Genomic DNA, 23429 nt, shown 5'->3' on the forward strand with positions numbered 1-23429 from the left:
TCCTAGACGGTAGAGGATGGCATCGCGCACTGGCATCCGTCGAAGGTGTCAAGTTGAAGCATCAATCTAGTACTTAAGGACGACACGATCGACGCCTCGGGGTCGGGTCTTTCCTCGACGCCTGCCATGCATGCACCTCGGGCATTGACCCGTCGGGGGTCGTCGGCAAGGTCAAGGGCACCATCGGCCGCCGGGTGGACCCCGAGTCCCGGTCGAGGTCATTGGGCCTGTGGTCCCAGGCCTGGGTGGAGGTATCCCTCCGACGCCGAAGATCCCGAAGTCGTTCACGCCGTGTTTGCGCAACTTGCCCCCTGACGTCACCCGTCATGCCCATACTGAGTGTGAACGCGCTTTCATTTAGACGGGGTGTCCGGGCTGCTGCTGCGCGACCCGCGCAACCCCACCTACGGGCTCCTGCACAGCCGCCTGCAGCAGGAGACGACCGACGCCGAACTGCAACTGGTGACCGTCGTGCCGTCGGTGGCCCAGCGCGCCGAGTTCGAAGCCAGCAGCCTGCAACGCCTGCTCGGGCTGCGCGTGGGAGGCCTGTTCGTGGCCACCGGTGTGCTGCAGTCCGACCTGCTCACGCCGTTCCTGTCCGCGGTGCCCGTCGTGTCGGTCGGACGCGTGGAACTGGACCCGCGCATCCACGCCGTCTCCTACGACGAGGACGCCCACGGCGCCCTGCTCGCCGACCGGGTGGTGGCCCACGGCCATCGGCGCGTGGCCGTGCTCGTGACCGGCCCCGAGGTGTCGACGGCCGAGAACCGACGCTCGCTCGCGATCGTCACGCGGTTGCAGGAACGGGGCGCCGAGGTGCTGGAGTTCGAGGCCCACCAGTTCGGCGTCTCGGGCGAGCGCGACGACGAGATCATCCGGGTGGCCCGGGAAGGTGGCGTCACCGCCGCCATGTTCCCGAGCGACTGGCGGGCCATCCACTTCCTCGAGATCGCGGTGAAGGCTGGCGTCCGCGTGCCCGACGACCTGTCGGTCACCGGCTGTGACGGCATCGCGCCCGGCCTGCCGTTGTTGGGGTTGGCGACGATTCGCGTGCCCGTCGAGACGGTGGCCCGCCGCGGCGTCGAGGTCATGCGTCAACTCATGGACGCCCCCGAGCCGGTCCGGGCCCGCCACGAGTTGCACCGCGGTTACCTCATCGACGGGACGACCCTGTCGGTGCCGCCGCTGGCCGGCGCCTGAAAGGTGACGGACGGCTTGGTGAGCGCCGACCGACAGAAATCGCCTGCCTCAGAGGAGCTCGCGCAACCACTCCACCTGGGCGGCATGGGAGGCCGCGTCACCGGGGGTCTCCAGGATCGTCGCGGTGTTCGCCTCGCGCACGACCTCGACGAGGAACTCCGGGTCGACCTGGCCCAGCCCCAGCACCTCGTGGCGGTCGGCACCTGAGCCCGCGGCGTCCCGGGAGTCGTTGAGGTGCACCAGGTCGATGCGCCCGGTGATGCCCTTGATCGTGTCGACCAGCCCCGACGGGTCGAGCCCGCCGGCGTGCGCGTGGCAGGTGTCGAGGCAGAAACCGACGTTCTCGAAGCCCTCGGCGCCGGAGATGGCGTCCCACAGCTGGGCGATGCGGTCGAGGTGGCGGGCCATCGCGTTGGCCCCGCCGGCGGTGTTCTCGATGAGGATCGGCACCTCGAGGTCGAGCCCCTCGATCGCCTTGCGCCAGTTGTCGAAGCCGACCGCGGGGTCGTCGTTGGCCGACACGTGCCCGCCGTGCACGATGACGCCGCGGGCGCCGACCTCGGCGGCCAGCTTCACCTGGCGGGCCAGGATCTGGCGGCTCGGGATGCGGATGCGGTTGTTCGTGGTCGCCACGTTGATCACGTAGGGCGCGTGGATGTAGAGGCCCACGCCGGCCGTGGCGGCGTCCTGCTTGAGGCCCTCGGCGCCGCCCGGGTGGTCGACCGCGTGGCCCTTCCAGGCCTGCGGGTCGCCGATGAAGGTCTGCATGATCGAGAAGCCGCCGGCGGCGGCGTGGGCGAGCGGGTCGGCGTCCGCGTGGGCGCCGACGTGGAAGCCCTGCTGGGTGGGGGTCACGACTCGAGACCGCCCAGCACGTCGATGGCCTCGTCGACCGACTCGGCCGGCACGAGGAGGTGGTCGTGGTAGTAGCCGGCGAGCACGTTGCAGGAGATGCCGACCCGCGCCAGCGCCGTCGAGACCGCCGCGGTGATGCCCACCGAGGTCAGCGACGTGTGCACCTGCAGCGTGATCCACGCGAAGACGCCCTCGTACTCCCAGCCGTGCTCGTCGGCGGTGGACTGGTCGACGACGAGCGTGATGCCCTCGTCCTCGACGATGCGGGCGTACGCCTCCACCTCCGGCGGCGTGGGCAGCGTGACGTAGACGAAGGAGCCCTGGCGCACGCTCGGGCGCAGCGCGCCGAGGATCTCGTGCAGGTTGGTGAGTCCGGCCATGGCAGCAGTGTAGGGAGGTGGGAGTCGCCGCGAGTGGCCCCTGATCCGTGCGCCGGACGCCGTGGGCGTGGGAGGGTGGACCCACTCCACGATGACAAGGACGTACTCGCCATGGACACCTCGCACCTCGCCGTTCGTTTCGCCGAGACCGCGCGCACGCACGCGTCGCGCCCGGCCACCCGCATCAAGTCCGGCGACGGGTGGCGGGTGCAGAGCTACCGCGAGCTGGCGATCCGGGTGAACGCGCTGGCCGCACACCTGGTGGCCCAGGGCGTCGAGGCGGGCGACCGGGTGCTGCTGCTGAGCAACAACCGCCCCGAGTGGAGCATCGCCGACCTGGCGCTGCTGACGATCCGGGCGGTGCCGGTGCCGATCTACTCGACGAGCACCCCCGAGCAGGTGCGGCACATCGCCGGCGACTCCGGGGCCGTCTTCGGCTTCGTCGAGACCGCTGCGCTGCTGGGCCGCCTCACCGAGGTGTGGGACCAGCTCGACGGCCTCCGCGGGGTGTGGACCTTCGAGCCCGCGGCGTCCGGGGACGACCGGGTGCGCACGCTGGCCGACGTCCTGGCCCAGCCGGCCGGCGACGACGCGGTCGCGACCGTGCAGCAGCGGTTGGCCGAGGCGTCCGGCGACGACCTCGCCTCGATCATCTACACCTCGGGCACCACGGGTGAGCCGCGCGGTGCCGCGCTGACCCACCGGGGCTTCACCTTCGAACTCGACGCGTTGGACGCCTTCTTCGACATGACGCCCGAGGACAGCTCGCTGGCGTTCCTGCCGCTGTCGCACGCGCTCGAGCGCGCCTGGACCTACAAGGTGCTCACCGGCGGCTGCCTCAACACCTACGTCGCCGACGCCCGCACCGTCGCCGAGGCGTTGGTCGAGGCCCGGCCCACGATGTTCGTGTCGGTGCCGCGGCTGTACGAGAAGGTCTTCCTCACCGTGCACGAGCGGGTGGCGGCCTCGCCGGCGAAGAAGAAGATCTTCGAGTGGGCGATGGGCGTGGGCGCGCAGAGCCAGCACGCCTACCGCAAGGGACGCCAGCCCTCGGCCTGGCTGAAGGCCCAGCTGCCGATCGCGGACAAGCTGGTGTTCTCGTCGATCCGGGACGCCCTCGGCGGTCCCAAGACCGTGATGGCGTGCGGCGGCGCCCCGCTGCGCAAGGAGATCGAGGAGTTCTTCTCGGCCGCCGGCATCTTGGTCTCGCAGGGCTACGGCCTGACCGAGGCGTCGCCGCTGGTGTCGTTCAACTCCCCGGGCGCGTTCAAGTTCGGCACGGTCGGGCGCGTGGTCGTGGGCGGCGAGGTGAAGATCGCCGACGAGGGCGAGATCTGGTACCGCGGCTCCAACGTGATGCAGGGCTACTGGAACCTGCCCGAGGCCACCGCCGCCGCGGTCGACGACGAGGGCTGGCTGCACACCGGTGACGTCGGCTACGTCGACACTGACGGCTACCTGGTCATCACCGACCGGATCAAGGACATCATCGTCACCTCCGGCGGCAAGAACATCGCCCCGGCGCCGATCGAGGGCATGATCCTGGCCGACCCGCTGTTCGAGCACGCGGTCGTGCTGGGCAACAACCGCCCCTTCGTGACGCTGCTCGTGCGCCCGTCGCTGCCCCACCTCGAGGAGCTCGCCGAGCGCCTCCAGGTGCGCTTCTCGGACGCCGCGGAGCTGGTGAACTCGCCCGAGGTCACCGAGGAGATCCGCCGCCGCGTCGCCGCGCTCACCGAACGGCTGCCCAGCCAGGAGCAGATCAAGGACCTCCGCGTCGCGCTGGAGGAGTTCACGATGGAGAACGGCCTCCTGACGCCCACGCTGAAGGTGCGCCGCCGCCAGGTCGAGGAGCGCTTCTCGGCGCTCATCGAGGACATGTACGCCAAGGTTCAGGAGCGAAGGGCCCGCCGCGGGCACTAGTTCTCTGCAACGCTGGGGCCATCCGCCGCGTGGATGGGGGTGTGACCCTGGTGGAGGAGAGGCCCGTGACGCTGCAGGGCGAGGGGGCGGACACGTTCGAGGAGTACGTGCGCGAGCGCTCCGTCGCGCTCCAGCGGTTCGCGTACCTCGTCACACGCCACCCCGAGGACGCCCGTGACGCCGTCCAGGACGCACTCATCGGCCTGTGGCCGCGCTTCGCCGAGGTGCGCGCGCGGGGTGACGTGGACGCCTACGTCCACCGCTCGATCGTGAACGCCTCGGTCTCGCGCTGGCGCCGCACGCGCCGCTCGACCCCTGTCGAGGCTCCCGAGGACCTGCCGCAGGCCGCGGAGTCCGGCTTCGAGGACGAGGTCGCCGACGCGGACGCCGCCTGGCGTCTGTGCGAGACCCTCGGTCCCGACCAGCGCGCGGCCGTCGTGCTGCGGTACTGGTCGGGCCTGACCTTCGCCGAGATCGCCGACGTGCTCGGCTGCGCGGAGGCCACCGCGCGCAGCCACGTGCACCGCGCGCTGACCCGGCTCCGCACGCAGTTGCTGGAGGACCCGCGATGACCGACCACGACCGCGCCGAACGCGCCCTCGCCCGGGCGCTGCGCGAGCACGACCGCGACCACGACTTCGCCCCGCTCGACCCCGAGGGACTCAAGCACGGGATCGCGGTTGCCGACCCCCCGCGCCGTCGGGGACCCTGGATGGGGCTCGTCGCGGCGGCCCTGGTGCTGGTGCTGGCAGTGCCGTTCGGGGCGTCGCTGTTGTCCTCGATGTTCAACGCCGGGTCGTCGGCGCCGAGCTTCGAGGCCCGCCCGGCCAACGCTCCCGCGGCGGGTGGCGCGGCCCCGATCGACCAGGCGGCCGGCGGTCCCGAGGCAGCTGGGAAGCCGGCCTCCGCGGACGACCGGCCCGCCCCCAGGCCCGGTTGGCGCTGGGAGTCGATGTTGGACGCCGCCGTGCAGGTCCCCGTCGATTGGGGCCACGACTTCGCGCCCGGGTCCGACTGGTGCGCCGAGCCCGGCTACCAGCGGCCGTCCGCGCCGTTCGTCGACCGCAACCCGCTCGGGCGGGCGACCCGGAACATCCTGTGCGACGCGACGGTGCCCAACGAGCTGCGCCAGACCCACCTCACGTGGCGACGCGTCCAGCCGGGCGACACCGACAACGCCGTGGAGGCGGACCCCGCCGGCGAGTGGCTCCGCGTGAACCGGGTGGTCGGCTCGGCGTACCTCACGGTCGAGGTCCCCGCTGAGCAGATCGACCTCGCCGACGAGATCCTCGGCAGCGCGGAGTTGTTCGCGTACGACCCGCGGGGGTGCCGCACGTTCAGTCCCACCGGGTTGCCCGACCTGGGCGCGGTCGCGGACCTCGCCACGGCGTCCGAGGTCGTGGTCTGCCAGTACGGCGGGCCCGAACGGCCGAACCTCGTCGGGTCGTACGCCCTCACCGGCGAGCAGGCCCAGGGCGTCCTGGACGCCGTGCTCGCGGCCCCCGAGGCCACCGACCCGCCGCACCCGACCTGCGCCGACACCGGGAACTGGCTGGTGCTGCGGTTCGACGGCACCCGCGAGGTGCGGCTGAACATGGACGCCTGCAGCGCTTTCGTCCTCGACGACGGGGTCACCCGCCGGACGCCCACCCGCGCCACCTGCGGCGACCTCCTCGTCGGCCCGCTCTGGCTGGCGACCCTCGACGAGGCGACCGACGTCTGCCGCCCGGTGCGCTGAGGGTCAGGCCTCCGGGTCGTCGAAGGTGTTCACCATGAACTGCGCCGCCCGGACGAGGTACTCGCGCAGCTCCGCGTCCTCGGCCTCGGGCAGCGCCAGCGTGTCGACGGCTGCCAGCATGTGGTGCAGCCAGCGGTCGCGCTGGGTGGGGGTCACGATGAAGGGCGCGTGCCGCATGCGCAGGCGCGGGTGCCCGCGGGTCTCGCCGTAGGTCTTGGGCCCGCCCCAGTACTGCTCGAGGAACATCCGCAGCCGGTCGTTCGCGGGGCCGAGGTCCTCCTCGGGGTACATCGCCCGCAGGGGCGGGTCGTTCGCGACGCCCTCGTAGAAGCGGTCCACCAGGGCCTTGAAGGTCGGCGCGCCGCCCACGCGGTCGTAGAAGCTCGTCGTCACGTCGGCCATCGTGCCACCTCAGCCGAACAGCGCCGGCACGTCGACCAAGCCCCCGGACGCCTCGAAGTCGGCCCGCACCGCTGCCGCCAGCGCGTCGTCGCGCAGGTACTCCAGTGCCACGGCGGCCAGCCCGTAGGCGCCGTCGGCGACGGCGTCCATCGCGGCCGAGGAGCCGGTCGCGTCGGCGAACGTGCGGGTGTGCAGGGCGACCCCGGCCGGGGCGATCGCCAGCAGGGGGTGGATCCCCGGCACGCGGACGCTCACGTTCCCGAAGTCGGTCGAGGCGGCGGTCGAGGCCGGGACGCTGCCCAACGGGAGCGCGCGGCGTCCGCGATCGGCCTGGGCCGCGACCCAGCGCTCGGTGAGCGGGCCGTTGGTGCGCACGGGCAGCGAGGCGGGGTGGGCGTCCCAGGCGAGGTCGACCTCGACGCCGGCCATGAGCGCGGCGCCGCGGGCGATGTCCTCGACGCGGGCCGACAGGGCACCCAGCCCGTCGATCCCGGGGGAGCGCACGTACAGGTCGAGGGCGGCCGCCTCGGGGATGATCGAGGCGCGGGTCCCGCCGTCGGCGACGATCGCGTGCACCCGGTCTCCGGGGGTCATCTGCTGCCGGAACAACCCGATCCCCGTGTAGAACAACGTCGCGGCGTCCAAGGCGTTGCGGCCCTTCTCGGGCTCCGACGACGCGTGCGCCGCCACCCCCGAGAACGTCACCCGCGCCGTGCGCCGGCCGAGCCACACGTGGTCGGCGAGGTCGTGGGCGTAGGGGTGCAGCATGATCGCGGCGTCGAGGCCGTCGAAGGCGCCCTCCCGGGCCATGTACTCCTTGCCCGTGTGGCCCTCCTCGGCGGGCGTGCCGAGCAGGACGACCCGGCCGGGGACGGCGTCCGGGTCTGAGGCGGCGAGGCGGGCCAGCGCGAGGAACGCGCCCACTCCGGTCGCCGCGATGACGTTGTGGCCACACGCGTGCCCGATGCCGGGCAGGGCGTCGTACTCGGCCAGGATCGCGATCGTGCGCCCGGTGTCGCTCCCGACCTCCGCCCGCACGGCGGTGTCGAGGCCGTGGACGCCGACGCGCGGCTCCACCCCTTCCGCGGCCAGGAGGGTCGCGATCCGCCCCGCGGCGCGGACCTCCTCGAAGGCGGTCTCGGGGTCGGCGTGCAGCTCACGGGCCAGCGTGGTGAGGGCGGGCTGGAGGTCGGCGACGGCGTCCGCGAGGGGTTGGCGCATGGAAGTGACCCTAGTCCCGGCGTCCGGTAGAGTGAGCCGTCGGTGCGCCCGCTCGGGTGCACCGATGCATGAGAACCCTCCTGCCCCGGGAGATACCCGTGGCCGTCAAGACCAGAGGAGGTGGGGATACTCACATGCGCAAATACGAGATCATGGTGATCGTGAGCCCCGACGTGGACGACCGTCAGGTCCAGGGCGTCGTGGAGAAGCCGTTCGAGGCGTTCAAGGCCGCCGGTGGCACCGTCGACAACGTCGACACCTGGGGCCGTCGTCGTCTCGCGTACGACATCCAGAAGAAGTCCGAGGGCATCTACGTGGTGCTCAACGTGACCGCTGAGCCGGCTGTCGTCAAGGAGCTCGACCGCCAGTACACGCTGAACGAGCAGATCATGCGGACGAAGGTCATCCGCCCCGACCTGCACCACTGATTCTTTTCCCCAGTCTGGACGCCGACTCCTTCCGTTTTGTCGGAGGCGGCTGACAGAGTGGGAACCGAATCGACACACGTCCGAGAATCGGAGACATCACATGGCAGGCGAGACCATCATCACGCTCGTGGGCAACCTGACGGCTGACCCCGAGCTTCGTTTCACTCCCTCCGGGGCGCCCGTGGCGAACTTCACCGTCGCCTCGACGCCGCGCACCTTCGACCGCACCACCAGTGAGTGGAAGGACGGGGAGGCCATGTTCATCAACTGCTCGGTGTGGCGTCGGGCCGCGGAGAACGTGGCCGAGTCGCTCACCAAGGGCATGCGCGTCATCGTGCAGGGCCGGCTGAAGAGCCGCTCCTACGAGACGCGCGAGGGCGAGCGCCGCACGGTGTTCGAGATCGATGTCGACGAGGTCGGTCCCTCCCTGCAGTTCGCGACCGCGAAGGTCACCCGCTCGGGTGGCGGCGGCGGTGGCGGCGGCAACTGGGGTGGTCCCCAGCAGCAGGGCGGCTCCGGTGGTGGCGACCAGTGGTCGTCCAACCAGGGCCAGGGTGGGGGCTACGGCGGCGGAGGCCGTCCGCAGCAGCAGCCGGTGAGCGACCCCTGGGCCAGCGCCCAGAGCGACGAACCCCCGTTCTGATCCACCCTTTTCCACACACGTCATTCCGGCATGAGCCGGGCTCACGAGAGAGAGCACCACAATGGCCCCACAGCGCAAGCCTGTGAACAAGAAGAAGATCGCTCCGGCGAAGTCCATCAAGATCGGTCACATCGACTACAAGGACACCGCGACCCTGCGGAAGTTCATCTCCGAGCGCGGGAAGATCCGCGCCCGGCGTGTGACCGGCCTGTCCGTCCAGGAGCAGCGCAAGGTCGCGATCGCGATCAAGAACGCCCGCGAGGTCGCGCTGCTGCCCTACGCGTCCACCGCTCGCTGAGAAAGGAAGACGAACAGATGAAGCTCATTCTCACTGCCGCCGTCGACCACCTCGGCATCGCCGGTGACGTCGTCGAGGTCAAGGACGGCTACGGCCGCAACTACCTCCTGCCCCGCGGTCACGCCATCAAGTGGACCCGCGGTGCGGAGAAGCAGATCGAGGGCATCAACCGCGCCCGCGAGGCCCGCACGGTCCGCGACAACGAGCACGCCGTCCAGCTGCGCACGCAACTGGAGGAGCTCGCGGTCGAGGTCCCCGCGCGCGCCGGTGGCGAGGGTCGCCTGTTCGGTGCCGTCACGGCCGCCGACATCGCGTCCGCGATCAAGAAGGCCGGCGGCCCCGCCGTCGACAAGCGCTCGGTCCAGATCGGCAAGCCGATCAAGACCGTCGGCGAGCACAAGGTCGGCGTGAAGCTGACCGACGCCGTCGTCGCGCACCTGCCCGTGAAGGTCGTCGCCGCCTGAGCGGCGCCCCACCCAGGCACCTGACCGGCCGGTCCCCTCGGGGGCCGGCCGGTTTCCTTGTCCGTGGAGGTGGATGCCACCCCGGCGCAACGAACCGGACGCCCCGGGCGTGGAACGGGCATGAGCACCACGACCCGCCTCCTGGCCGCCCTCGCCGCCAGCGCCATCCTGCTCACCGGCTGCGGCACCGCGGAGAGCCCCTCGATGGTCGAACCCGCCGGCGCCCCCGCCCCCGCGCAGCCCGCGGGTGGAGTTGCCGACGGCCCCGTTCGTGGCGAGTCCAAGCCCGCCGACCAGGCCGAGCCCTACCAGACCGGCGTCCAGCGCCAGATCGCACGGTCGGCGTCCCTCACGCTGGTGGTCGACGACGTACAGGCCTCGGCCGAACGCGTGCGCGCGCTCGCGGCCGCATTGGACGGCTGGGTGTCGGAGGAGTCGCTGGCCCTGACGGGCGCCGACGGCATCCGCGGCCCGGTCGCCGGCTCGTGGATCACCCTGTCGGTGCCGGCGTCCCGGCTCGACGACGCGATCGCGCGGGTGGGGGAGTTGGGCACGGTCCGCGACCGGCAGGCCAGCGCCCAGGACGTCACCGACGTCGTCGTCGACCTGGATGCCCGCATCACCAGCCTCGAGGCGTCCGTGAAGCGCCTGCAGGAGCTGGTCGGCCGCTCCGGCAGCGTCGCCGACATCGCCGCGGTCGAGCGCGAGCTCGCCACCCGGCAGGCCGACCTCGAGGCCATGAAGTCCCAGCGACTGTACTACGCGGGCATCGTCGAGCGGTCCAGCCTGACGATCGCGCTGATCACGCCGACGCAGTCGAGCTCCACCAACCCGATCCAGACCGGGTGGTCGCGCGGGTGGGCCGCGTTCCTGGAGTCGGTCTCCATCCTGATCACCGTCGTCGCGGCGATCCTCCCGTTCGCGCTGTTCGCGGCCCTCGTCCTCGTGCCGCTCCTGCTGTGGCGCCGCGCCCGTCGTGCCAAGGCCGCAGACGTGCCCCCCACGACCGGCGACGCCCCCGACCCTCGCGAGGAGGGGGCGGCGGCGTCACGCGAGTGAACCTGCGCTGCAGAGCCCTACTGCGCAGCCTCTCCTCCTAGAGGTCCAGAAGAAGTCCGAGCACCTCACGGATCTCACCGAGCACCACAGGACCGACGTTCCCGGTGTTCGCATGGATGCGGGCCGTCGCGATCGAACGGACATGCTGGCACTGCGCCGATGACACGGCTGCCAGACCGTTGGTGTCGTCGGGCTCGATGGCCACCTCGGCGCTGCTCCGTCGGATCGTTCGGGTCAGGGGGACGACCTGTACGACGTTCGGGACGCCTCGCAGGATCCTGCCAGCCGTCACCACGACCGCAGGACGCCTCAGGCCGGCCTCGCTCCCGATCGGTGTGCCCAGGTCGATCTCGACCACGTCACCCGGCGTCAGCATCCAGCCACGCCGCTTCGTCGCCCCTCAGGTCGGCGCCGAGGTCACGCGCCATGGCGTCCTGCCTCAGCGCCCGGATCGCCTTGCTGACGGTCACATCGATCGTCTCGTGGCGCTCAGCCGCAAGCCGGGTCACGCTCGCATGGGTCTCCCGACTGATGCGGATCGTCGTCGTTTCGGCCATGGTCACCATCCTAAGACGTGTAGACGAATCAGTCTACCGCACGGGACTCCGCCGCGGCCTCGCCTAGCGGTCGGCTCCCGCGTCGACCCGCTCGGTGGGGTGGACGTGGGACCGCGCGAGCCAGACCGCGCGGGCGAGCAGCCCGATGGCCAGGCCGACCCCGAGCACCGTCCACAGCCACCCCTCGGCGAGGAAGATCAGCACCATCGCGACGAGGGTGGGCACGAGGTACATGAAGGTCCACACCACGTAGCCGCCGAAGGTCGGCATCGTGACCCCCGCCGCGTCGGCGACGGCCTTCGTCATGAAGTTGGGCCCGTTGCCGATGTAGGTGATCGCGCCGCAGAACACCGATCCGAGCGAGATCGCGACCAGGTGGCCCTCGGGCACACCGGGCATGCCGAGCGCGGGGTTGGCGGCGATGCGCGGGTCGCCGGGCAGTTGGGCGGCCATCTCGAAGAACGTCACGTAGGTGGGCGCGTTGTCGAGCACCGCCGACAGCCCGCCCGAGAACACGAAGAACGTGATCTTGTTCAAGGGAAGCGACGGAGCCACCTGGGCGAGGTACTTCAGCGCGGGCATCATCGTGAGGAAGATGCCGATGAACAGGGCGGCGACCTCGAGGATCGGCGTCCACGTGAACTGGTTGAGGTGGAACCGCACCTCCTTGTTGCCCAGGAGGAACGACAGCGCGGCGGCCGTCGCGAACGCCAGCTCCCGCCACGGGACGAACTGGTACCACGCCGCGTGCCCGCCCTCGATGGCGTGCAGGTCGATCGACGGCACGAACGCCACCGCGAGGATCACCATGGCGAAGAAGACGAAGTTGATCTTCCCGGCGATGCCGAGCGGGGTCTGCTGGGTGTCGTCGAGCGTGATGGCGGCGGCGTCCTCGCGGGCGTACGCGCGGCGGTCGAGCCCGTAGTAGGTGGCCAGCAGCATCGCGTTGACGAACAGCCACTCGGGGAACAGGTTGAACGTCCACTCGAACGGCACCCCGCGCAGGAACCCCAGGAACAACGGGGGGTCGCCCAGCGGCGTCAGCAGGCCGCCGCAGTTGGCCACGATGAGGATCGTGAACACCACCGTGTGGACGCGGTGCTTGCGTTCGCGGTTCGTGTTGAGCAGCGGCCGGATCAGCAGCATCGCCGCGCCCGTCGTGCCGATGAACGAGGCGATCAGGCCCCCGACGGCGAGGAAGATCGTGTTGTTGCGCGGCGTCGCCCGGATGTCACCGGTCAGGAAGATGCCGCCTGACACCACGAAGAGCGCCAGCAGTAGCATGATGAACTGGAAGTACTCCACCAGCGCGTGCACCACGCTCGACCCGGCCCCCGACGCCAGGAACCAGATCGCCACCGGCACGCCCAGCACCAGTGCGACCGCGAGCTTGGTCGAGTTCCTCTCCCAGGTGTGCTCGACGGCCGGCACGAGCGGCAGCACGGCGATCGAGGCGAGCATCACCACGAACGGGATGATGCCCCACCACTCGACGACCATCGTCGGCCTGCCTCAGCCCTCGCGCGGGCGGGTCTGGCCGAACGTGAAGCCGGCGATCGTGCTGGAGGGCGAGATGAAGCTCGTCACCGGGTTCTCGGACGCCTCGGGCTCGGCCTCGTCCGCTGCCGCGGGCTCGGGGCGGGGCCCGGGCTCGGTCGGGCGCACGGGGTCACCCAGGGCAGCGCGCAGGGCCTTGTCCAGTTCGTCGCGCACCTCGACGCGGTGCTTGCGGGTCTCGGCCATGGCGGCATCCTAGCCTCGCCCGGCTTCCTCGCAGGTCACTCCCCGTCGGCGTCGACGGTGGGCTCGGCCGTGGCGGTGGCTGTGGGGGCGGCTGTGGCTGTGGCTGTGGGGGCGGCGGTCTCGACCGGGGTGGCCGTCAGGGTCGGTAGCGGCGCCGAGGGTGGGGGAGCGGGGGTGGACGGTGCGGGCGACGGAGCCGGTGCGGGTTCCGGGCTCGGCTCAGGGCTGGGCTCGGGGGTCGGGGTCGAGGGCGGGTCAGCCGGTGGCGGCGTCGACGGGTCGGCGGTCGGCGTCGTACCGGGGTCGACCGGGTCGGGCGAGGGTGTGGTGCCCGGGTCGCTGGGGTCGGGTGTTGGGGTGGCGCTGGGGTCGGGTGTCGGGGTGGCGCTGGGGTCGGGTGTCGGGGTGGCGCTCGGGTCGGCCGGGACCAGCGGGACCTCGTCCAGGTCGGGAAGCGGGCCGGACTCGCCCGGCGGGGCCTTCGGGATCGTGCCCTTGGGCTTGTCCTGCTGGGCGCCCGGCGTCCACGGCACCATCGGGGTGTTCAGCCGCAGGAACGGCGCCCCGGACAGGACCGCGCGCGGGTCGACGAACGCGCCGTTGACGAGCACCTCGAAGTGCAGGTGGCACCCGGTCGACAGGCCCGTCGTGCCCGCCAGGCCGATCTGCTGGCCCTTGCTGACCTTCTGGCCGACCGTCACGCCCAGCACCGACAGGTGCGCGTAGCGGCTGCTCATCCGGTCCTCGTCGATGGTGCCGTGGTCGATCTCGACCAGCAGGCCGTAACCGCCGGCGTTGCCGGAGCGGGTGACGGTGCCGTCGGTCATCGCGACGATCGGGGTGCCGCAGGCGGCCGTCATGTCGACGCCGTTGTGGTTGCGGACGTAGTTCAGGATCGGGTGGAACCGCGGGCCGTAGGGCGAGGTGATCGGGCCGGGCACCGGCGACACGTACGGCGTCGCGAACAGGGCGGCCGCGTCGCCGAGTGGCGTGCCCGCGACCAGCGGCAGGTTCAGGTTCGTCAGCGGGATGCCGCCGGGCGCGGTGGGGACCCGCACCGCCGGCGCGAGCACGTCGGAGAAGCCCAGGGGAGTCGCGGCGCGGGAACGGGCGCGGGACGCGAGCGCGTCGGCGTCGGACCACATCGCGGCGCTCGTCGACCGCAGCTCCACCACGTCGTCATGCGTGTCGGCGAGGACGGCGGGCGTGGCGGTGACGGTGGCCTGCACGGGCAGCACCCCGGCGAAGGGGACCGTCAGGCACGCGGAGGTCGAGAGGGCAGCCAACAGTACGGACGGACGCCGACGACGTCGTCGAGAGAATGGCGTGGGGCCGCCATGTGCGCTCTGCATCAATTTCCTCGTGGTCACCCGGGTGGGGAAGTCCCCGGTGGCGAGTGATCCCCTCAAGCCTATGCCTGTTTCCGCCGTTGTCCAGAGGCGATTGGAGAACTGTGGGTGACGATTCGGAGACGTCTGGGTTTCTCAGGCCGAACGGATGGACGCCGGGGGGGTGGGTACGTGTAGGGTTCAAGTCGGTTGAGGTTGGTAGTTCTTGCGTGCGGCACCCCGTTGGCAGAAGTTCGAGCGTCACCCACATGCCTCCGATCCCGGGGGTAGCACCACATCACGAAAGCAGGAAACATGGCCACCGGAACCGTCAAGTGGTTCAACGCCGACAAGGGCTACGGCTTCATCTCCCCCGACGACGGCTCGGCTGACGTCTTCGCCCACTACTCCGCCATCAACTCGCGCGGCTTCCGCTCGCTGAACGAGGGCGACAAGGTCGAGTTCGAGACCGAGCAGGGCCCCAAGGGCCTCCAGGCGACCAACATCACCCCGGTCTGATCTGAACAGCACCACGCCGGACGCCGCGACCCCCGGGTCGCGGCGTCCGTCGTTCCCGGGTCACGCGGTCCTGCTCGTGGGCGTCCCCCCGCTCGAGGCGTGGGTGCGCGAGCGGACGGCGCACTACGACGAGGGCTTCGTCTCCGCCGACCCGGCCTTCGCCCACGCGCACGTGACGGTGCTGGCCCCGTTCCCGGTCGGTGCCACCGATCGGGCCGCGGCGGTGGCGTCCGAGGTCAGGGCCTTCGACTACACGCTTCGCCGAGTGGCGACCTTCCCCGACGGGGTGGTCCACCTCGTGCCCGAGCCCGACCGCGGGTTCCGCGCACTGACGGACGCCGCCCGCCGCCTGATGCCCGAGGTCGCGCCCTACTGGGGCCGGTTCGAGCCGGTGCCCCACGTGACGCTGGACCGGCTCGGCCCGGGCGTCACCGAGTCCTCGACCCGGGACGCCGTCGCCCACCTCCTGCCCTGCCGGGCACGGGCGTCCGAGCTGCTGCTGACGTGGTGGGAGGACGGCGGCTGCCGGGTGCTGGGGCGGTTCCCGCTCAGCTCGTGAGCCCGAGGAACGCCGCGAGTGGCGACGTAGGTGTAGTCCGGCAGGCCGTGGGGGCCCTCGTCGGGGAACGTGAGCGCTGGGGACTCCGCGTCCAGCCGCAGCAGCAGCACCGCCGCGGAGATCTGCATGACCGCCCAGGCCAGCAGGACCATCAGGCCCGTCAGGACGAGCGCGAGCGGGTCCTTCCGGGTCTCCGCCTCGAGCAGCGTGTACGCCACCACGACCAGGGACGTGCCGACGCTGCCCAGCACCCAGGGTGACAAGGAAGGACAGTGCGCTGGCCTCTGATTCCCAGTCCCACTGTGGGGACAACCTGTGGACAGTGACGAGGGCGTACAACCCCGGGGAGGCTTCCCCGGGGGTATCGCTACCATCTGAATCCGCTTGTCAGGGGATCTTTGACTTGTTCACTGGGAGTTGTGCCCAGCCTTGTCCACAGGAGACGGGTCAGTCGGTGTAGGGGCCGAGGTCGAAGTCGTCCTCGTCGTCGAGTGCCTCGTGCTCCTCGGGCGGGACCGGCGACCCCGGCAGGCGCGTGATGAACTCGGCGCCGCCGCTGGGGGAGCGGCCCGCCTTCACCCAGCCGCCGTGGGCCTGGATCGTCTGGGCGACGATCGAGAGGCCCAGGCCGGAGCCGGGCGTCGTGCGCGCGTGCGACGAACGGTAGAAGCGCTCGAACACGTGGGGCAGGTCATCCTCGGCGATGCCGGGGCCCTGGTCGGCCACGCGGAACCGGTCGCCGATGAGCTCGACGGTGATCGTGCCGCCGGGCGGGGAGAACTTCACCGCGTTGTCGAGCAGGTTGGTGAATGCGCGCTCGAGCGCGTCGGGCTCGCCGGTGAGGTAGAGCGGCTCGAGGGTGACGTCCCACGTGATGCCGGGGCCGCGGCGCTTCACCCGGTCGAGGGCGCTGTTGATGATGTCGCGCAGGTCGACCGGTTCGGGCGCCGGCTGGACGCCCTCCTCGCGGCTCAGCTGCACCAGGTCGCCCACGAGCTGGGTGAACTCGCCGAGCTGGGCGGCGACGTCGCGCAGGATCTCGGAGCGCGCGCCCTCGGGCAGCATGTGCTGGCGCTCGTCGGCGACGAGCAGCTCGACGTTGGTGCGCATCGAGGTGAGCGGCGTGCGCAGCTCGTGGCCGGCGTCGGCGATGAGGCGCTTCTGGCGCTCGCGCGAGTTCTCGAGGGCGGTGAGCATCCGGTTGAAGGAGCGGCCCAGGTCGGCGACCTCGTCGTCGCCCTTCACGTCGATGGGGGTCAGCTTGTTGGTCTCGGTGATGGCCAGCACGGCGTCCGAGAGGTGCCGGATGGGGCCCATGCCGGACTTCGCGATGAAGTAGCCCATCGCGGCGGCGACCGCCGCGCCGATGCCGCCGAACAGCAGCAGCGCCAGGCCGGTGGTCTGCAGGATGGCCTGCTGGGTGGCCAGCGGCCGCCCGATCACGAGCGCGTAGTAGGAGTCGCCGTCGACCAGCGGCACCGCCACGATGCGCGTCGGGACCCCGTTCGAGTCGACGCCCGTACGCGCCGAGAAGCCCTGCGCGGTGCGGGCGATGGCGACCTCGTCGGCACCCCAGACGAGCGTGGTGTTGCGGCCGGGCTGGTTGATCGGGTGGGCGTCGGAGCGGACCAGCATGACGATGACGTTCGCCGCCTGCCAGGCGGAGGTGTCGATGCCGCCCATGTTCTCGAGGTCCTCCGACAGGGCGCCCGAGGTGATGTTCGCCACCTCGACCAGCTCGTTGTCGAACTGGTCGTAGACGGTGAGGAGGGTCATCGCGTACGCCGCGATGCCGGTGACCGCGACGGCGGCGGCCACCGCGGAGGCGATCAGGATCGCCAGGCGGTCCTGGAGCGGGCGGTTGGCCGCGAAGAGGAAATTGCGCAGTCGGCTCACGGGGCCGTCTCGCGCAGCACGTACCCGATGCCGCGCACGGTGTGGATGAGGCGGGAGCCGCCCTCACCCTCGGTCTTGCGGCGCAGGTAGCCGATGTAGACCTCCAGCGAGTTCGCCGTCGTCGGGAACTCGAACCCCCACACCTCGTTCAGCAGCCACGAGCGCTCGAGCACCTTGCGGGGGTGCTCCATGAACGTCTGCAGCAGGGCGAACTCGGTGCGGGTGAGGGAGATGCGGTTGCCGGCGCGGGTGACCTCGCGGGTGTTGAGGTCGACGCGCAGGTCCTCGAAGGCGAGCACCTGGCCCTCGGTGGGGGCGGCGTCCTCGGTCTCGGGGCGCGAGCGCCGGGTGAGGGCGCGCAGGCGGGCCATCAGCTCGTCGAGCGCGAAGGGCTTGGCCATGTAGTCGTCGGCGCCGGCGTCCAGCCCGTCGACGCGGTCGCCGACGGCGTCGCGCGCGGTGAGGACGAGGATCGGCACGTCGTTGCCCTGGCCGCGCAGCATGCGGGTGGTCTCGAGCCCGTCGAGGCGGGGCATCATGACGTCCATGATCACGGCGTCCACCTTGTGGGAGGACAGGTGGGCGAGGGCCTCGATGCCGTCGTTGGCGGATGCCACCTCGTAGCCGCTGTACTGCAGCGACCGCTTCAGCGAGTCACGGACGGCCTGGTCGTCGTCCACCACGAGGATGTGCATGGGGCCATCCTAACGGCGTTGCAACTCCCTCACCCGGGCCAGCACGCCGGGCATGGCCGCCTCGATGGAGGCGAGGGTGTCGTCGAATCCGGCCGCGTCGCCGTACCACGGGTCGTCGATGCCCGATCCCGGCTCGGCGGCGGGGTCGAAGTCGGTGAGCAGGTGCAGCTCGGCGTCGGGGGCCAGGCGGCGCATGCGGTCGAGGTGGTACGGCTCCAGGCCGATCACCAGGTCGGCGTCGGCGATGTCGGACGCCGTGATGCGCCGGGCGCGGTGGTTGCCGGAGGCGTAGCCGTGGCGGTCGAGGACCGCGCGGGCGCGCCGGTCGATGGGGTTGCCGGTCTCCTCGGAGCTGACCCCGAAGGAGACGAACTCGACGTCGGTGAGGCCTTCGCGCTCGGCGTGCCCGCGGGCGACGCGCTCGGCCATGGGGGAGCGGCAGATGTTGCCCAGGCAGACGAAGGCGACGCGCACCATCAGTTGTGGACCTCCCCGCGGCGGCCGACGAAGGAGTTCAGGACGAAGCTGACCACCGACACCATGAGGGCGCCCCAGAAGGCGCTCCAGGAGCCGTCGACCCCCCACGGGACGCCGAGTTGGGCACACACCCACGACGTGAGCATGAGCAGGGCGGCGTTGATGATGAGCAGGAACAGGCCCAGGGTGACGAGCAGCAGCGGCGAGGTGACGAAGACGAACAGCGGCTTGATGAGCGCGTTCACCAGGCCGAAGATCGCGGCCACGATGAGCATGGTGATGGCCGCCCCTGCGGGCTCGCCGGCGTAGTCGAGCTTGATGCCGGGCAGGATCCACGTCGCGAGACCGAGCGACAGGGCACTGACCAAGAAGCGAATGATCACGGCGTCCATCCTGTCACGTGCGCAAGAATGGCGTCCCCGGGAGGCCCCTGCACTGGCCCTGAACCCGGGTGACGCGAAAGGCTGCGACGGTGGGCGAACTGACCGGACGGGACTTCCTCAAGGAGGTGGACTTCACCCCCGAGGAGTGGATGCACCTCATCGACCTCTCGGGCGAGCTGAAGGCCGCCCGGCGGGAAGGCCGCGAGGAGCGACGCCTGAGCGGGAAGTCGATCGCGCTGATCTTCGAGAAGGGCTCCACCCGGACGCGCGCCGCCTTCGAGGTGGCCGCCTGGCACCAAGGCGCCTTCACCACCTACCTCGACCCGTCGGGCTCGCACATCGGCTCGAAGGAGTCGCCCGCCGACACCGCCCGTGTGCTGGAGCGCATGTACGACGGCATCGAATTCCGGGGTGCGCGGCAGGACACGGTCGAGACGCTGGCCGAGTACTCCTCGGTGCCGGTGTGGAACGGCCTCACCGACGACTGGCACCCCACCCAGTCGCTGTGTGACGCGTTCACGATGCTCGAGGCCTCGCCGAAGCCGGCCGGGGAGATCGCCTTCTCGTACCTGGGCGACTGCCGGTTCAACATGGGCAACTCGCTGCTGACCATGGGCGCGATGATGGGGATGGACGTCCGCCTGGTCTCGCCCCGCTCGTTCGCGCCGTCGGCCGATCTGGTCGACGCCGCCCGCGAGATCGCCGAGTTCACCGGCGCGCGCATCACCATCACCGACGACATCGAGGCCGTTCGTGGGTCGGACTTCGTGCACACCGACGTCTGGGTGTCGATGGGCGAGCCCAAGGGCGTGTGGGCCGAGCGCGTGCGCGTGCTGGCGCCGTACCGGGTGACCCCCGCCGTGATGCGGCTCGCCGGGCCGGACGCCAAGTTCATGCACTGCCTCCCCGCGTTCCACGACCTGGAGACCACCACCGCCCGCCTGGTGCACGACCTGACCGGCATGCGCGAGCTCGAGGTCTCCCACGAGGTCTTCGAGTCCGAGGCGTCCATCGTGTTCGAGCAGGCCGAGAACCGCCTGCACACCATCAAGGCCGTGATGGTGGCGACCCTGGCCTAGGGGGTTGGCGGCGCCCTCACACCACAGATGCGCCGCATACCTTCAGTTGCGCCGGATAGTGTCGCCCTCAGATCACAGATGCGCCGGATACCGTCAGAGACGCCGGCTGCACCCGGCGCACCTGACGGTATCCGGCGCGTTTGTTCAGGGGCGGGCGCGCTCGGGGTTCAGCGCCCATCGTTCAGCGGGTGAAGCCCAGGGCGGACTCGAACGCCCCGCGGATGCGGTCGCCCAGTCCTTGGACGTCCCAGGCCAGGCTCCAGCCCCAGTGGGTGGGCCACCACCTGCACTGGCGGATGAGCTCGTCGCGGTCCTGCTGCTCCCGCACCACCTTGCCGGCCGAGGACCCTCGCGCGACCCGCTCGTCGTACTTGCCTTCCCCGTCGACCTCGCCGACGACCCCGCGGTCGGGCCAACCGAAGTCGCAGTCGGCGATCCAGCCCGAGGGGTTCGACACGCGGAACTGCAGCGTCGGTGCCGGCAGGCCGGCGCGGTCCATCGTCACGCGGCTCGCCGACTCGGCCGCCGACTGGGAGCGCCCGTCGGCGAATGCGACCACTCTCCGCAGGGTCTCGACCCCGGACCGCCGGGCCGCCGCCTCGACGAGTCGGTCCAGTTCCGTGCGGGTCACCCCGCGGCGCAGGGCGTGGTCCATCGCGATGACCCCCCATGCGAACTGGACGCCCCGCGCCAGGTCCGCAGCCGTGCGGGACAGGGACGTCACCCGGACGCCACCCACCTCGGTCACGTCCTCCTCGGTCAGGGGCGCGACGTGGACGTGGTACCCCGACCGCTTGCGCCCCCGCGCGGGAGGGGGCACGGTGAGGTGGACATCTCCCGGGTCGTTGTCGGAGACGGACAGCCCGTGCACGATCGCTGCTGTCACGTGGGACAGCGCCACCGACGTCCCCTGGCGCATCAGGATGCCGCGCGCCCGGGCCAGGTGGGCGTCCTTGCCCGACAGCTCGCGGGGCTCGCCGTAGATGCTCCGCACCGGGCGGGCGAGTTCACCGTTGGCGATGGCCGCGCGCAGCCGTCGGTCGCTCCAGCCCTCCTCGCGAAGCTTGGCGATCGGGCGCAGCAGGTAGTCGTCCATCGGGCCAGCCCACCAGACGCTGCTCCGCGTTGGGGCGCCTTCCCCAGCCGGACAACAAACGGACAACACCGTCTCAGGTTCTTCTTGGGTGCATTCACCCGCTGGGGTGAGGCGCCCCCCTGCCGTGAAACGGGACGGTGGTGGTAACGACAAGCCGCTGAGTCAGCGGCATGAAAGGGGAGAACATCATGGTTACCCTCGGCATCATCCTGCTGATCATCGGCCTGCTGGTGGACACCGGTCTTCCGCTGACCTACATCGGACTCGCACTGATCGTCATCGGCCTGATCCTGAACCTCGTCCCGATGGGCGGCAAGCGCATCAGGGTCTGGTAACGACCGTCGATCCGGGGGGCCTGAGAAGACCTGCCAGACACTCCCCCGAAACAGAAGCGCCGTTCCCAGTCGGACGCGCCGGATGCAGCCGGCGCTCCTGACGGGGAGCGGCGCTTCTCTGTGCCTGTGCTCGGGCCGGGCCCGCGCGGGGTTCGGCAGGGGTCAGGACGCCGGGGCGAGTACCCCGAGCGAGGCCAGCCAGGCGCGGGCGTCGTCGGCGGACGTCCACTGGTGGGCGCGCCAGCCGTAGCGCTCGGCGGCCTCGACGTTGTGGTCCTTGTCGTCGAGGAATGCGATCTCGCCCGGGGCGAGCTCGAGCACCTCGGTCACCCGGTGGAACGCCGCCTTCTCAGGCTTGGCCACGCCCATCGCGGCCGAGACGAACCAGTAGTCGGCCTCGTCGGCGAAGTCGGCCTCGATCAGGCCCATGTCGAGGTTGAAGGGCGCGTTGCTGAGCACGGCCGTGGTCATCCCGGCGGCCCGTAGGTCAGCCAGCAACTGCCGGGGCTCCGGCAGGAGGCGGAGCCAGAGGTCGGCGTCCAGCTTCGCGAGCTGCTGCACGGTCTCGACGGCGGCCGGCTTGCCGAGCGCCTCGAGCAGCGGGCCCCAGTAGGCGGAGTCGGGCAGGCCGAGGTCGTAGTCGGTGCGGCCCTCCCAGTAGAGGCGGGCGAACTCCTCCTCGGGGACGCCGAGCAGGGCTGCGGGTTCGGCGGTGACCCCCTCGCCGGAGGCCAGCACACCTCCCAGGTCGAGGACGACGGCGCGGATCATGCCCCCACGGTAGTGGTCGGGGGCAGGGGGTCGCCCGGGGCCGGCGCGGCCGGGGTGGGGGAGGCCGCGGCGTAGGCGTCCGAGAGGGTGCGGTAGGGGCGCGACGCGAGGGCGCCGATGGTGACCACGAGCCCGACGATCGAACTCAGCACGAACACGAGCGCGATGCCGCGAGCGTCGCCGTCGCCGAGCAGCCAGCCCCACGCGGCCCGGCCCTCGGGGCTCTCCATGTAGGGGATGAGGCCGAACTGGGCGATCGGCCCGATCAGGAACGAGCTGATCGGGGCGGCCGCGACCTCGATGCTCTGGGCGAAGCCGAACACGCGTCCCTGCTTGGTGACCGGCACCACGCGCTGGAGGACGGTCTGCTCGGCCGCCTCGGCGAACGGGATGAGCGCCATGTAGACGAAGATGCCGACCGCGAGCAGCACGATCGACTCGCGGATCGCGAAGGTGCCGCCGATGATCCACATGATCACGTTGACGACCAGCAGCGTGCGCAGCGGCTTGGGGCCGAGGCCCTTCTTGCTGATGAAGGCACCGCCGGCGAGGAAGCCGAGGCCGAGGATGCCGAAGAGGATTCCCCAGGTCTCGACCGACACCAGCGACAGGCCGTAGGGGTCGAGCAGGGCCATGTAGACGCCGCCGATGAGGTTGTTGAAGGTGCTGAAGATGATCAGCCAGATCAGCGACGGGACCTCGCGGATGGCCCGCCAGGCTCCGGCGAAGTCGACCGGCTTGGGGGCGCCGTCGGCGTGCACGATCTCGGCCTCGGGGATCGCGACGGTGAGCATATGCGCGAAGGAGGCGAGGGTGAGGGCCAGCGCGATGACGAGCGAGGTGGTCATGCCGAGCTGGCCGATCGCGAGCCCGGCGATGACCGACGTGACCATGAAGCTGAGCCCGTTGACGATGCCGACCAGGCCGTTCGCGCGGTCGCGCTCGCCGTCGGGGATGAGCAGCGTGACGACGGTCGAGAGGGCGATGCCGCGGGCGGACTCCATGATCCCGCCGGCCAGCAGCATGAGCACGAACGCGACGAACGGGGCGCTGCCGATCGTGAGCAGGACCTCGCGCGGGGTGAGGAAGTAGATCGCGGCCGCGAGGGCGAAGAAGACCGCCGTGACGCCCTGCGCGGTGAGCATGACGCTGCGCTTGCGGGTGCGGTCGATCCACGAGCCGAACGGGACGCCGAAGATCGCGAAGCCGAGCATGTACGCCCCGCCGAGGATGGCGGTGATCATGACGTTGCGTGTCTCGAGGAACATCCAGAACACGACGCACTGCCACAGGAAGCTGGTGGTCAGGTTCGCGATGAACGTGTTGACCAGGACCTGCGTGAAGCTGCGCTGTGCCTCAGGGGCGGGTGGTTTCGGCACG

Annotated in this window: 29 protein-coding genes; 13 read left to right on the forward strand and 16 right to left on the reverse strand. The window is 71.0% G+C overall.

Translation table 11 applies throughout. The annotated features are described in order from the left end of the window. Nucleotides 1–366 precede the first annotated feature (366 nt). Nucleotides 367–1200 carry a substrate-binding domain-containing protein gene (locus J4N02_RS01370; protein WP_182817960.1) on the forward strand — a complete coding sequence of 278 codons (834 nt, stop codon included), beginning with the start codon at nucleotides 367–369 and terminating at the stop codon, nucleotides 1198–1200. Between the two features lie 48 nt (nucleotides 1201–1248). Here the strand turns inward: J4N02_RS01370 and J4N02_RS01375 are convergent, their stop codons facing one another. Together J4N02_RS01375 and J4N02_RS01380 are read right to left on the reverse strand one after the other, a co-directional pair. Then, entirely contained in the window at nucleotides 1249–2055 is an 807-nt protein-coding gene (locus tag J4N02_RS01375; protein WP_182817961.1) for a deoxyribonuclease IV, read from the reverse strand. Next, nucleotides 2052–2435, reverse strand: coding sequence for an ACT domain-containing protein (locus J4N02_RS01380; protein WP_182817962.1), 384 nt, complete (start codon nucleotides 2433–2435; stop codon nucleotides 2052–2054). The genes J4N02_RS01375 and J4N02_RS01380 overlap by 4 nt, the downstream gene beginning before the upstream one ends. Nucleotides 2436–2546: 111 nt before the next feature. On the opposite strand from J4N02_RS01380, the gene J4N02_RS01385 reads away from it, so the two are divergent. The 3 genes from J4N02_RS01385 to J4N02_RS01395 all read left to right on the forward strand — a co-directional run bounded on the left by J4N02_RS01385 (nucleotide 2547) and on the right by J4N02_RS01395 (nucleotide 6096). Next, on the forward strand, nucleotides 2547–4358 hold the full coding sequence (locus tag J4N02_RS01385) for a long-chain fatty acid--CoA ligase (protein ID WP_188333823.1): 1812 nt from the start codon (nucleotides 2547–2549) through the stop codon (nucleotides 4356–4358). A 65-nt stretch (nucleotides 4359–4423) separates the two neighbouring features. Then, nucleotides 4424–4930 carry an RNA polymerase sigma factor gene (locus tag J4N02_RS01390; protein ID WP_243760838.1) on the forward strand — a complete coding sequence of 169 codons (507 nt, stop codon included), beginning with the start codon at nucleotides 4424–4426 and terminating at the stop codon, nucleotides 4928–4930. Further along, nucleotides 4927–6096 (forward strand): hypothetical protein, encoded by a 1170-nt coding sequence (locus tag J4N02_RS01395; protein WP_188333824.1) that lies wholly within the window; start codon nucleotides 4927–4929, stop codon nucleotides 6094–6096. Before J4N02_RS01390 ends, J4N02_RS01395 begins: the two co-directional genes overlap by 4 nt. 3 nt (nucleotides 6097–6099) lie before the next feature. On the opposite strand, the gene J4N02_RS01400 is transcribed toward J4N02_RS01395, so the two are convergent. Together J4N02_RS01400 and J4N02_RS01405 are read right to left on the reverse strand one after the other, a co-directional pair. Continuing rightward, nucleotides 6100–6498 carry a globin gene (locus J4N02_RS01400; RefSeq protein WP_220492271.1) on the reverse strand — a complete coding sequence of 133 codons (399 nt, stop codon included), beginning with the start codon at nucleotides 6496–6498 and terminating at the stop codon, nucleotides 6100–6102. 9 nt (nucleotides 6499–6507) lie between these two features. Then, nucleotides 6508–7719 (reverse strand): amidohydrolase, encoded by a 1212-nt coding sequence (locus J4N02_RS01405; RefSeq protein WP_188333825.1) that lies wholly within the window; start codon nucleotides 7717–7719, stop codon nucleotides 6508–6510. Between the two features lie 134 nt (nucleotides 7720–7853). Here J4N02_RS01405 and rpsF point away from each other — a divergent pair, with 134 nt between their 5' ends. The 5 genes from rpsF to J4N02_RS01430 all read left to right on the forward strand — a co-directional run bounded on the left by rpsF (nucleotide 7854) and on the right by J4N02_RS01430 (nucleotide 10611). After that, nucleotides 7854–8147 carry a 30S ribosomal protein S6 gene (gene rpsF, locus J4N02_RS01410; protein WP_188333826.1) on the forward strand — a complete coding sequence of 98 codons (294 nt, stop codon included), beginning with the start codon at nucleotides 7854–7856 and terminating at the stop codon, nucleotides 8145–8147. Nucleotides 8148–8247: 100 nt separating this feature from the next. Next, nucleotides 8248–8790, forward strand: coding sequence for a single-stranded DNA-binding protein (locus J4N02_RS01415; protein ID WP_182817968.1), 543 nt, complete (start codon nucleotides 8248–8250; stop codon nucleotides 8788–8790). A 61-nt stretch (nucleotides 8791–8851) separates the two neighbouring features. Then, the gene (gene rpsR / locus J4N02_RS01420; protein WP_182817969.1) at nucleotides 8852–9088 is read left to right on the forward strand and encodes a 30S ribosomal protein S18; all 237 of its coding nucleotides are present in this window, start codon (nucleotides 8852–8854) and stop codon (nucleotides 9086–9088) included. A 17-nt stretch (nucleotides 9089–9105) separates the two neighbouring features. Next, nucleotides 9106–9552: a 50S ribosomal protein L9 gene (gene rplI / locus J4N02_RS01425; RefSeq protein ID WP_188333827.1), complete on the forward strand. Its 447-nt coding sequence runs from the start codon at nucleotides 9106–9108 to the stop codon at nucleotides 9550–9552. Between the two features lie 120 nt (nucleotides 9553–9672). Then, nucleotides 9673–10611 carry a DUF4349 domain-containing protein gene (locus J4N02_RS01430; protein ID WP_188333828.1) on the forward strand — a complete coding sequence of 313 codons (939 nt, stop codon included), beginning with the start codon at nucleotides 9673–9675 and terminating at the stop codon, nucleotides 10609–10611. 37 nt (nucleotides 10612–10648) lie between these two features. Here J4N02_RS01430 and J4N02_RS01435 read toward each other — a convergent pair whose 3' ends face one another. From J4N02_RS01435 to J4N02_RS01455, 5 genes are all read right to left on the reverse strand, one after another. Beyond that, nucleotides 10649–10987, reverse strand: a complete 339-nt coding sequence (locus J4N02_RS01435) for a type II toxin-antitoxin system PemK/MazF family toxin (protein WP_188333829.1) — start codon at nucleotides 10985–10987, stop codon at nucleotides 10649–10651. Next, complete coding sequence (locus J4N02_RS01440; RefSeq protein WP_182817975.1) at nucleotides 10971–11168, reverse strand: hypothetical protein; 198 nt, start codon at nucleotides 11166–11168, stop codon at nucleotides 10971–10973. Before J4N02_RS01440 ends, J4N02_RS01435 begins: the two co-directional genes overlap by 17 nt. A 63-nt stretch (nucleotides 11169–11231) precedes the next feature. Further along, on the reverse strand, nucleotides 11232–12668 hold the full coding sequence (locus J4N02_RS01445) for a sodium:proton antiporter (RefSeq protein WP_188333830.1): 1437 nt from the start codon (nucleotides 12666–12668) through the stop codon (nucleotides 11232–11234). A 12-nt stretch (nucleotides 12669–12680) separates the two neighbouring features. After that, nucleotides 12681–12911 (reverse strand): hypothetical protein, encoded by a 231-nt coding sequence (locus J4N02_RS01450; RefSeq protein WP_188333831.1) that lies wholly within the window; start codon nucleotides 12909–12911, stop codon nucleotides 12681–12683. Between the two features lie 35 nt (nucleotides 12912–12946). Then, entirely contained in the window at nucleotides 12947–14197 is a 1251-nt protein-coding gene (locus J4N02_RS01455) for a M23 family metallopeptidase (RefSeq protein WP_188333832.1), read from the reverse strand. A 357-nt stretch (nucleotides 14198–14554) separates the two neighbouring features. Here J4N02_RS01455 and J4N02_RS01460 point away from each other — a divergent pair, with 357 nt between their 5' ends. Beyond that, complete coding sequence (locus tag J4N02_RS01460; RefSeq protein WP_182817980.1) at nucleotides 14555–14758, forward strand: cold-shock protein; 204 nt, start codon at nucleotides 14555–14557, stop codon at nucleotides 14756–14758. Nucleotides 14759–14834: 76 nt separating this feature from the next. Further along, nucleotides 14835–15317, forward strand: coding sequence for a 2'-5' RNA ligase family protein (locus J4N02_RS01465; RefSeq protein ID WP_243760839.1), 483 nt, complete (start codon nucleotides 14835–14837; stop codon nucleotides 15315–15317). A 447-nt stretch (nucleotides 15318–15764) separates the two neighbouring features. Here J4N02_RS01465 and J4N02_RS01470 read toward each other — a convergent pair whose 3' ends face one another. The 4 genes from J4N02_RS01470 to J4N02_RS01485 are packed head-to-tail and all read right to left on the reverse strand — an operon-like array spanning nucleotide 15765 to nucleotide 18768. After that, entirely contained in the window at nucleotides 15765–17213 is a 1449-nt protein-coding gene (locus tag J4N02_RS01470) for a cell wall metabolism sensor histidine kinase WalK (protein ID WP_243760840.1), read from the reverse strand. Beyond that, on the reverse strand, nucleotides 17210–17908 hold the full coding sequence (locus J4N02_RS01475; protein ID WP_188333833.1) for a response regulator transcription factor: 699 nt from the start codon (nucleotides 17906–17908) through the stop codon (nucleotides 17210–17212). The genes J4N02_RS01470 and J4N02_RS01475 overlap by 4 nt, the downstream gene beginning before the upstream one ends. 9 nt (nucleotides 17909–17917) lie before the next feature. Continuing rightward, entirely contained in the window at nucleotides 17918–18385 is a 468-nt protein-coding gene (locus J4N02_RS01480) for a low molecular weight protein-tyrosine-phosphatase (RefSeq protein ID WP_182817985.1), read from the reverse strand. Next, on the reverse strand, nucleotides 18385–18768 hold the full coding sequence (locus J4N02_RS01485) for a phage holin family protein (protein WP_243760841.1): 384 nt from the start codon (nucleotides 18766–18768) through the stop codon (nucleotides 18385–18387). Before J4N02_RS01485 ends, J4N02_RS01480 begins: the two co-directional genes overlap by 1 nt. An 89-nt stretch (nucleotides 18769–18857) precedes the next feature. On the opposite strand from J4N02_RS01485, the gene argF reads away from it, so the two are divergent. Next, nucleotides 18858–19847 (forward strand): ornithine carbamoyltransferase, encoded by a 990-nt coding sequence (argF, locus tag J4N02_RS01490; protein ID WP_208091064.1) that lies wholly within the window; start codon nucleotides 18858–18860, stop codon nucleotides 19845–19847. A 181-nt stretch (nucleotides 19848–20028) separates the two neighbouring features. Here argF and J4N02_RS01495 read toward each other — a convergent pair whose 3' ends face one another. Further along, complete coding sequence (locus tag J4N02_RS01495; RefSeq protein WP_188333835.1) at nucleotides 20029–20943, reverse strand: hypothetical protein; 915 nt, start codon at nucleotides 20941–20943, stop codon at nucleotides 20029–20031. Between the two features lie 188 nt (nucleotides 20944–21131). Between J4N02_RS01495 and J4N02_RS01500 the strand changes: the two genes are divergently transcribed. Continuing rightward, the gene (locus tag J4N02_RS01500; protein WP_188333836.1) at nucleotides 21132–21278 is read left to right on the forward strand and encodes a hypothetical protein; all 147 of its coding nucleotides are present in this window, start codon (nucleotides 21132–21134) and stop codon (nucleotides 21276–21278) included. A 162-nt stretch (nucleotides 21279–21440) separates the two neighbouring features. Here the strand turns inward: J4N02_RS01500 and J4N02_RS01505 are convergent, their stop codons facing one another. Together J4N02_RS01505 and J4N02_RS01510 are read right to left on the reverse strand one after the other, a co-directional pair. Continuing rightward, on the reverse strand, nucleotides 21441–22049 hold the full coding sequence (locus tag J4N02_RS01505) for an HAD-IA family hydrolase (RefSeq protein WP_188333837.1): 609 nt from the start codon (nucleotides 22047–22049) through the stop codon (nucleotides 21441–21443). After that, a complete protein-coding gene (locus tag J4N02_RS01510) occupies nucleotides 22046–23428 on the reverse strand; it encodes an MFS transporter (protein WP_243760842.1) in 1383 nt (460 codons plus the stop codon). Before J4N02_RS01510 ends, J4N02_RS01505 begins: the two co-directional genes overlap by 4 nt. Nucleotide 23429: the final 1 nt, after the last annotated feature.

The sequence above is a fragment of the Propioniciclava sp. MC1595 genome (assembly GCF_017569205.1).
Lineage (GTDB): Bacteria > Actinomycetota > Actinomycetes > Propionibacteriales > Propionibacteriaceae > Propioniciclava.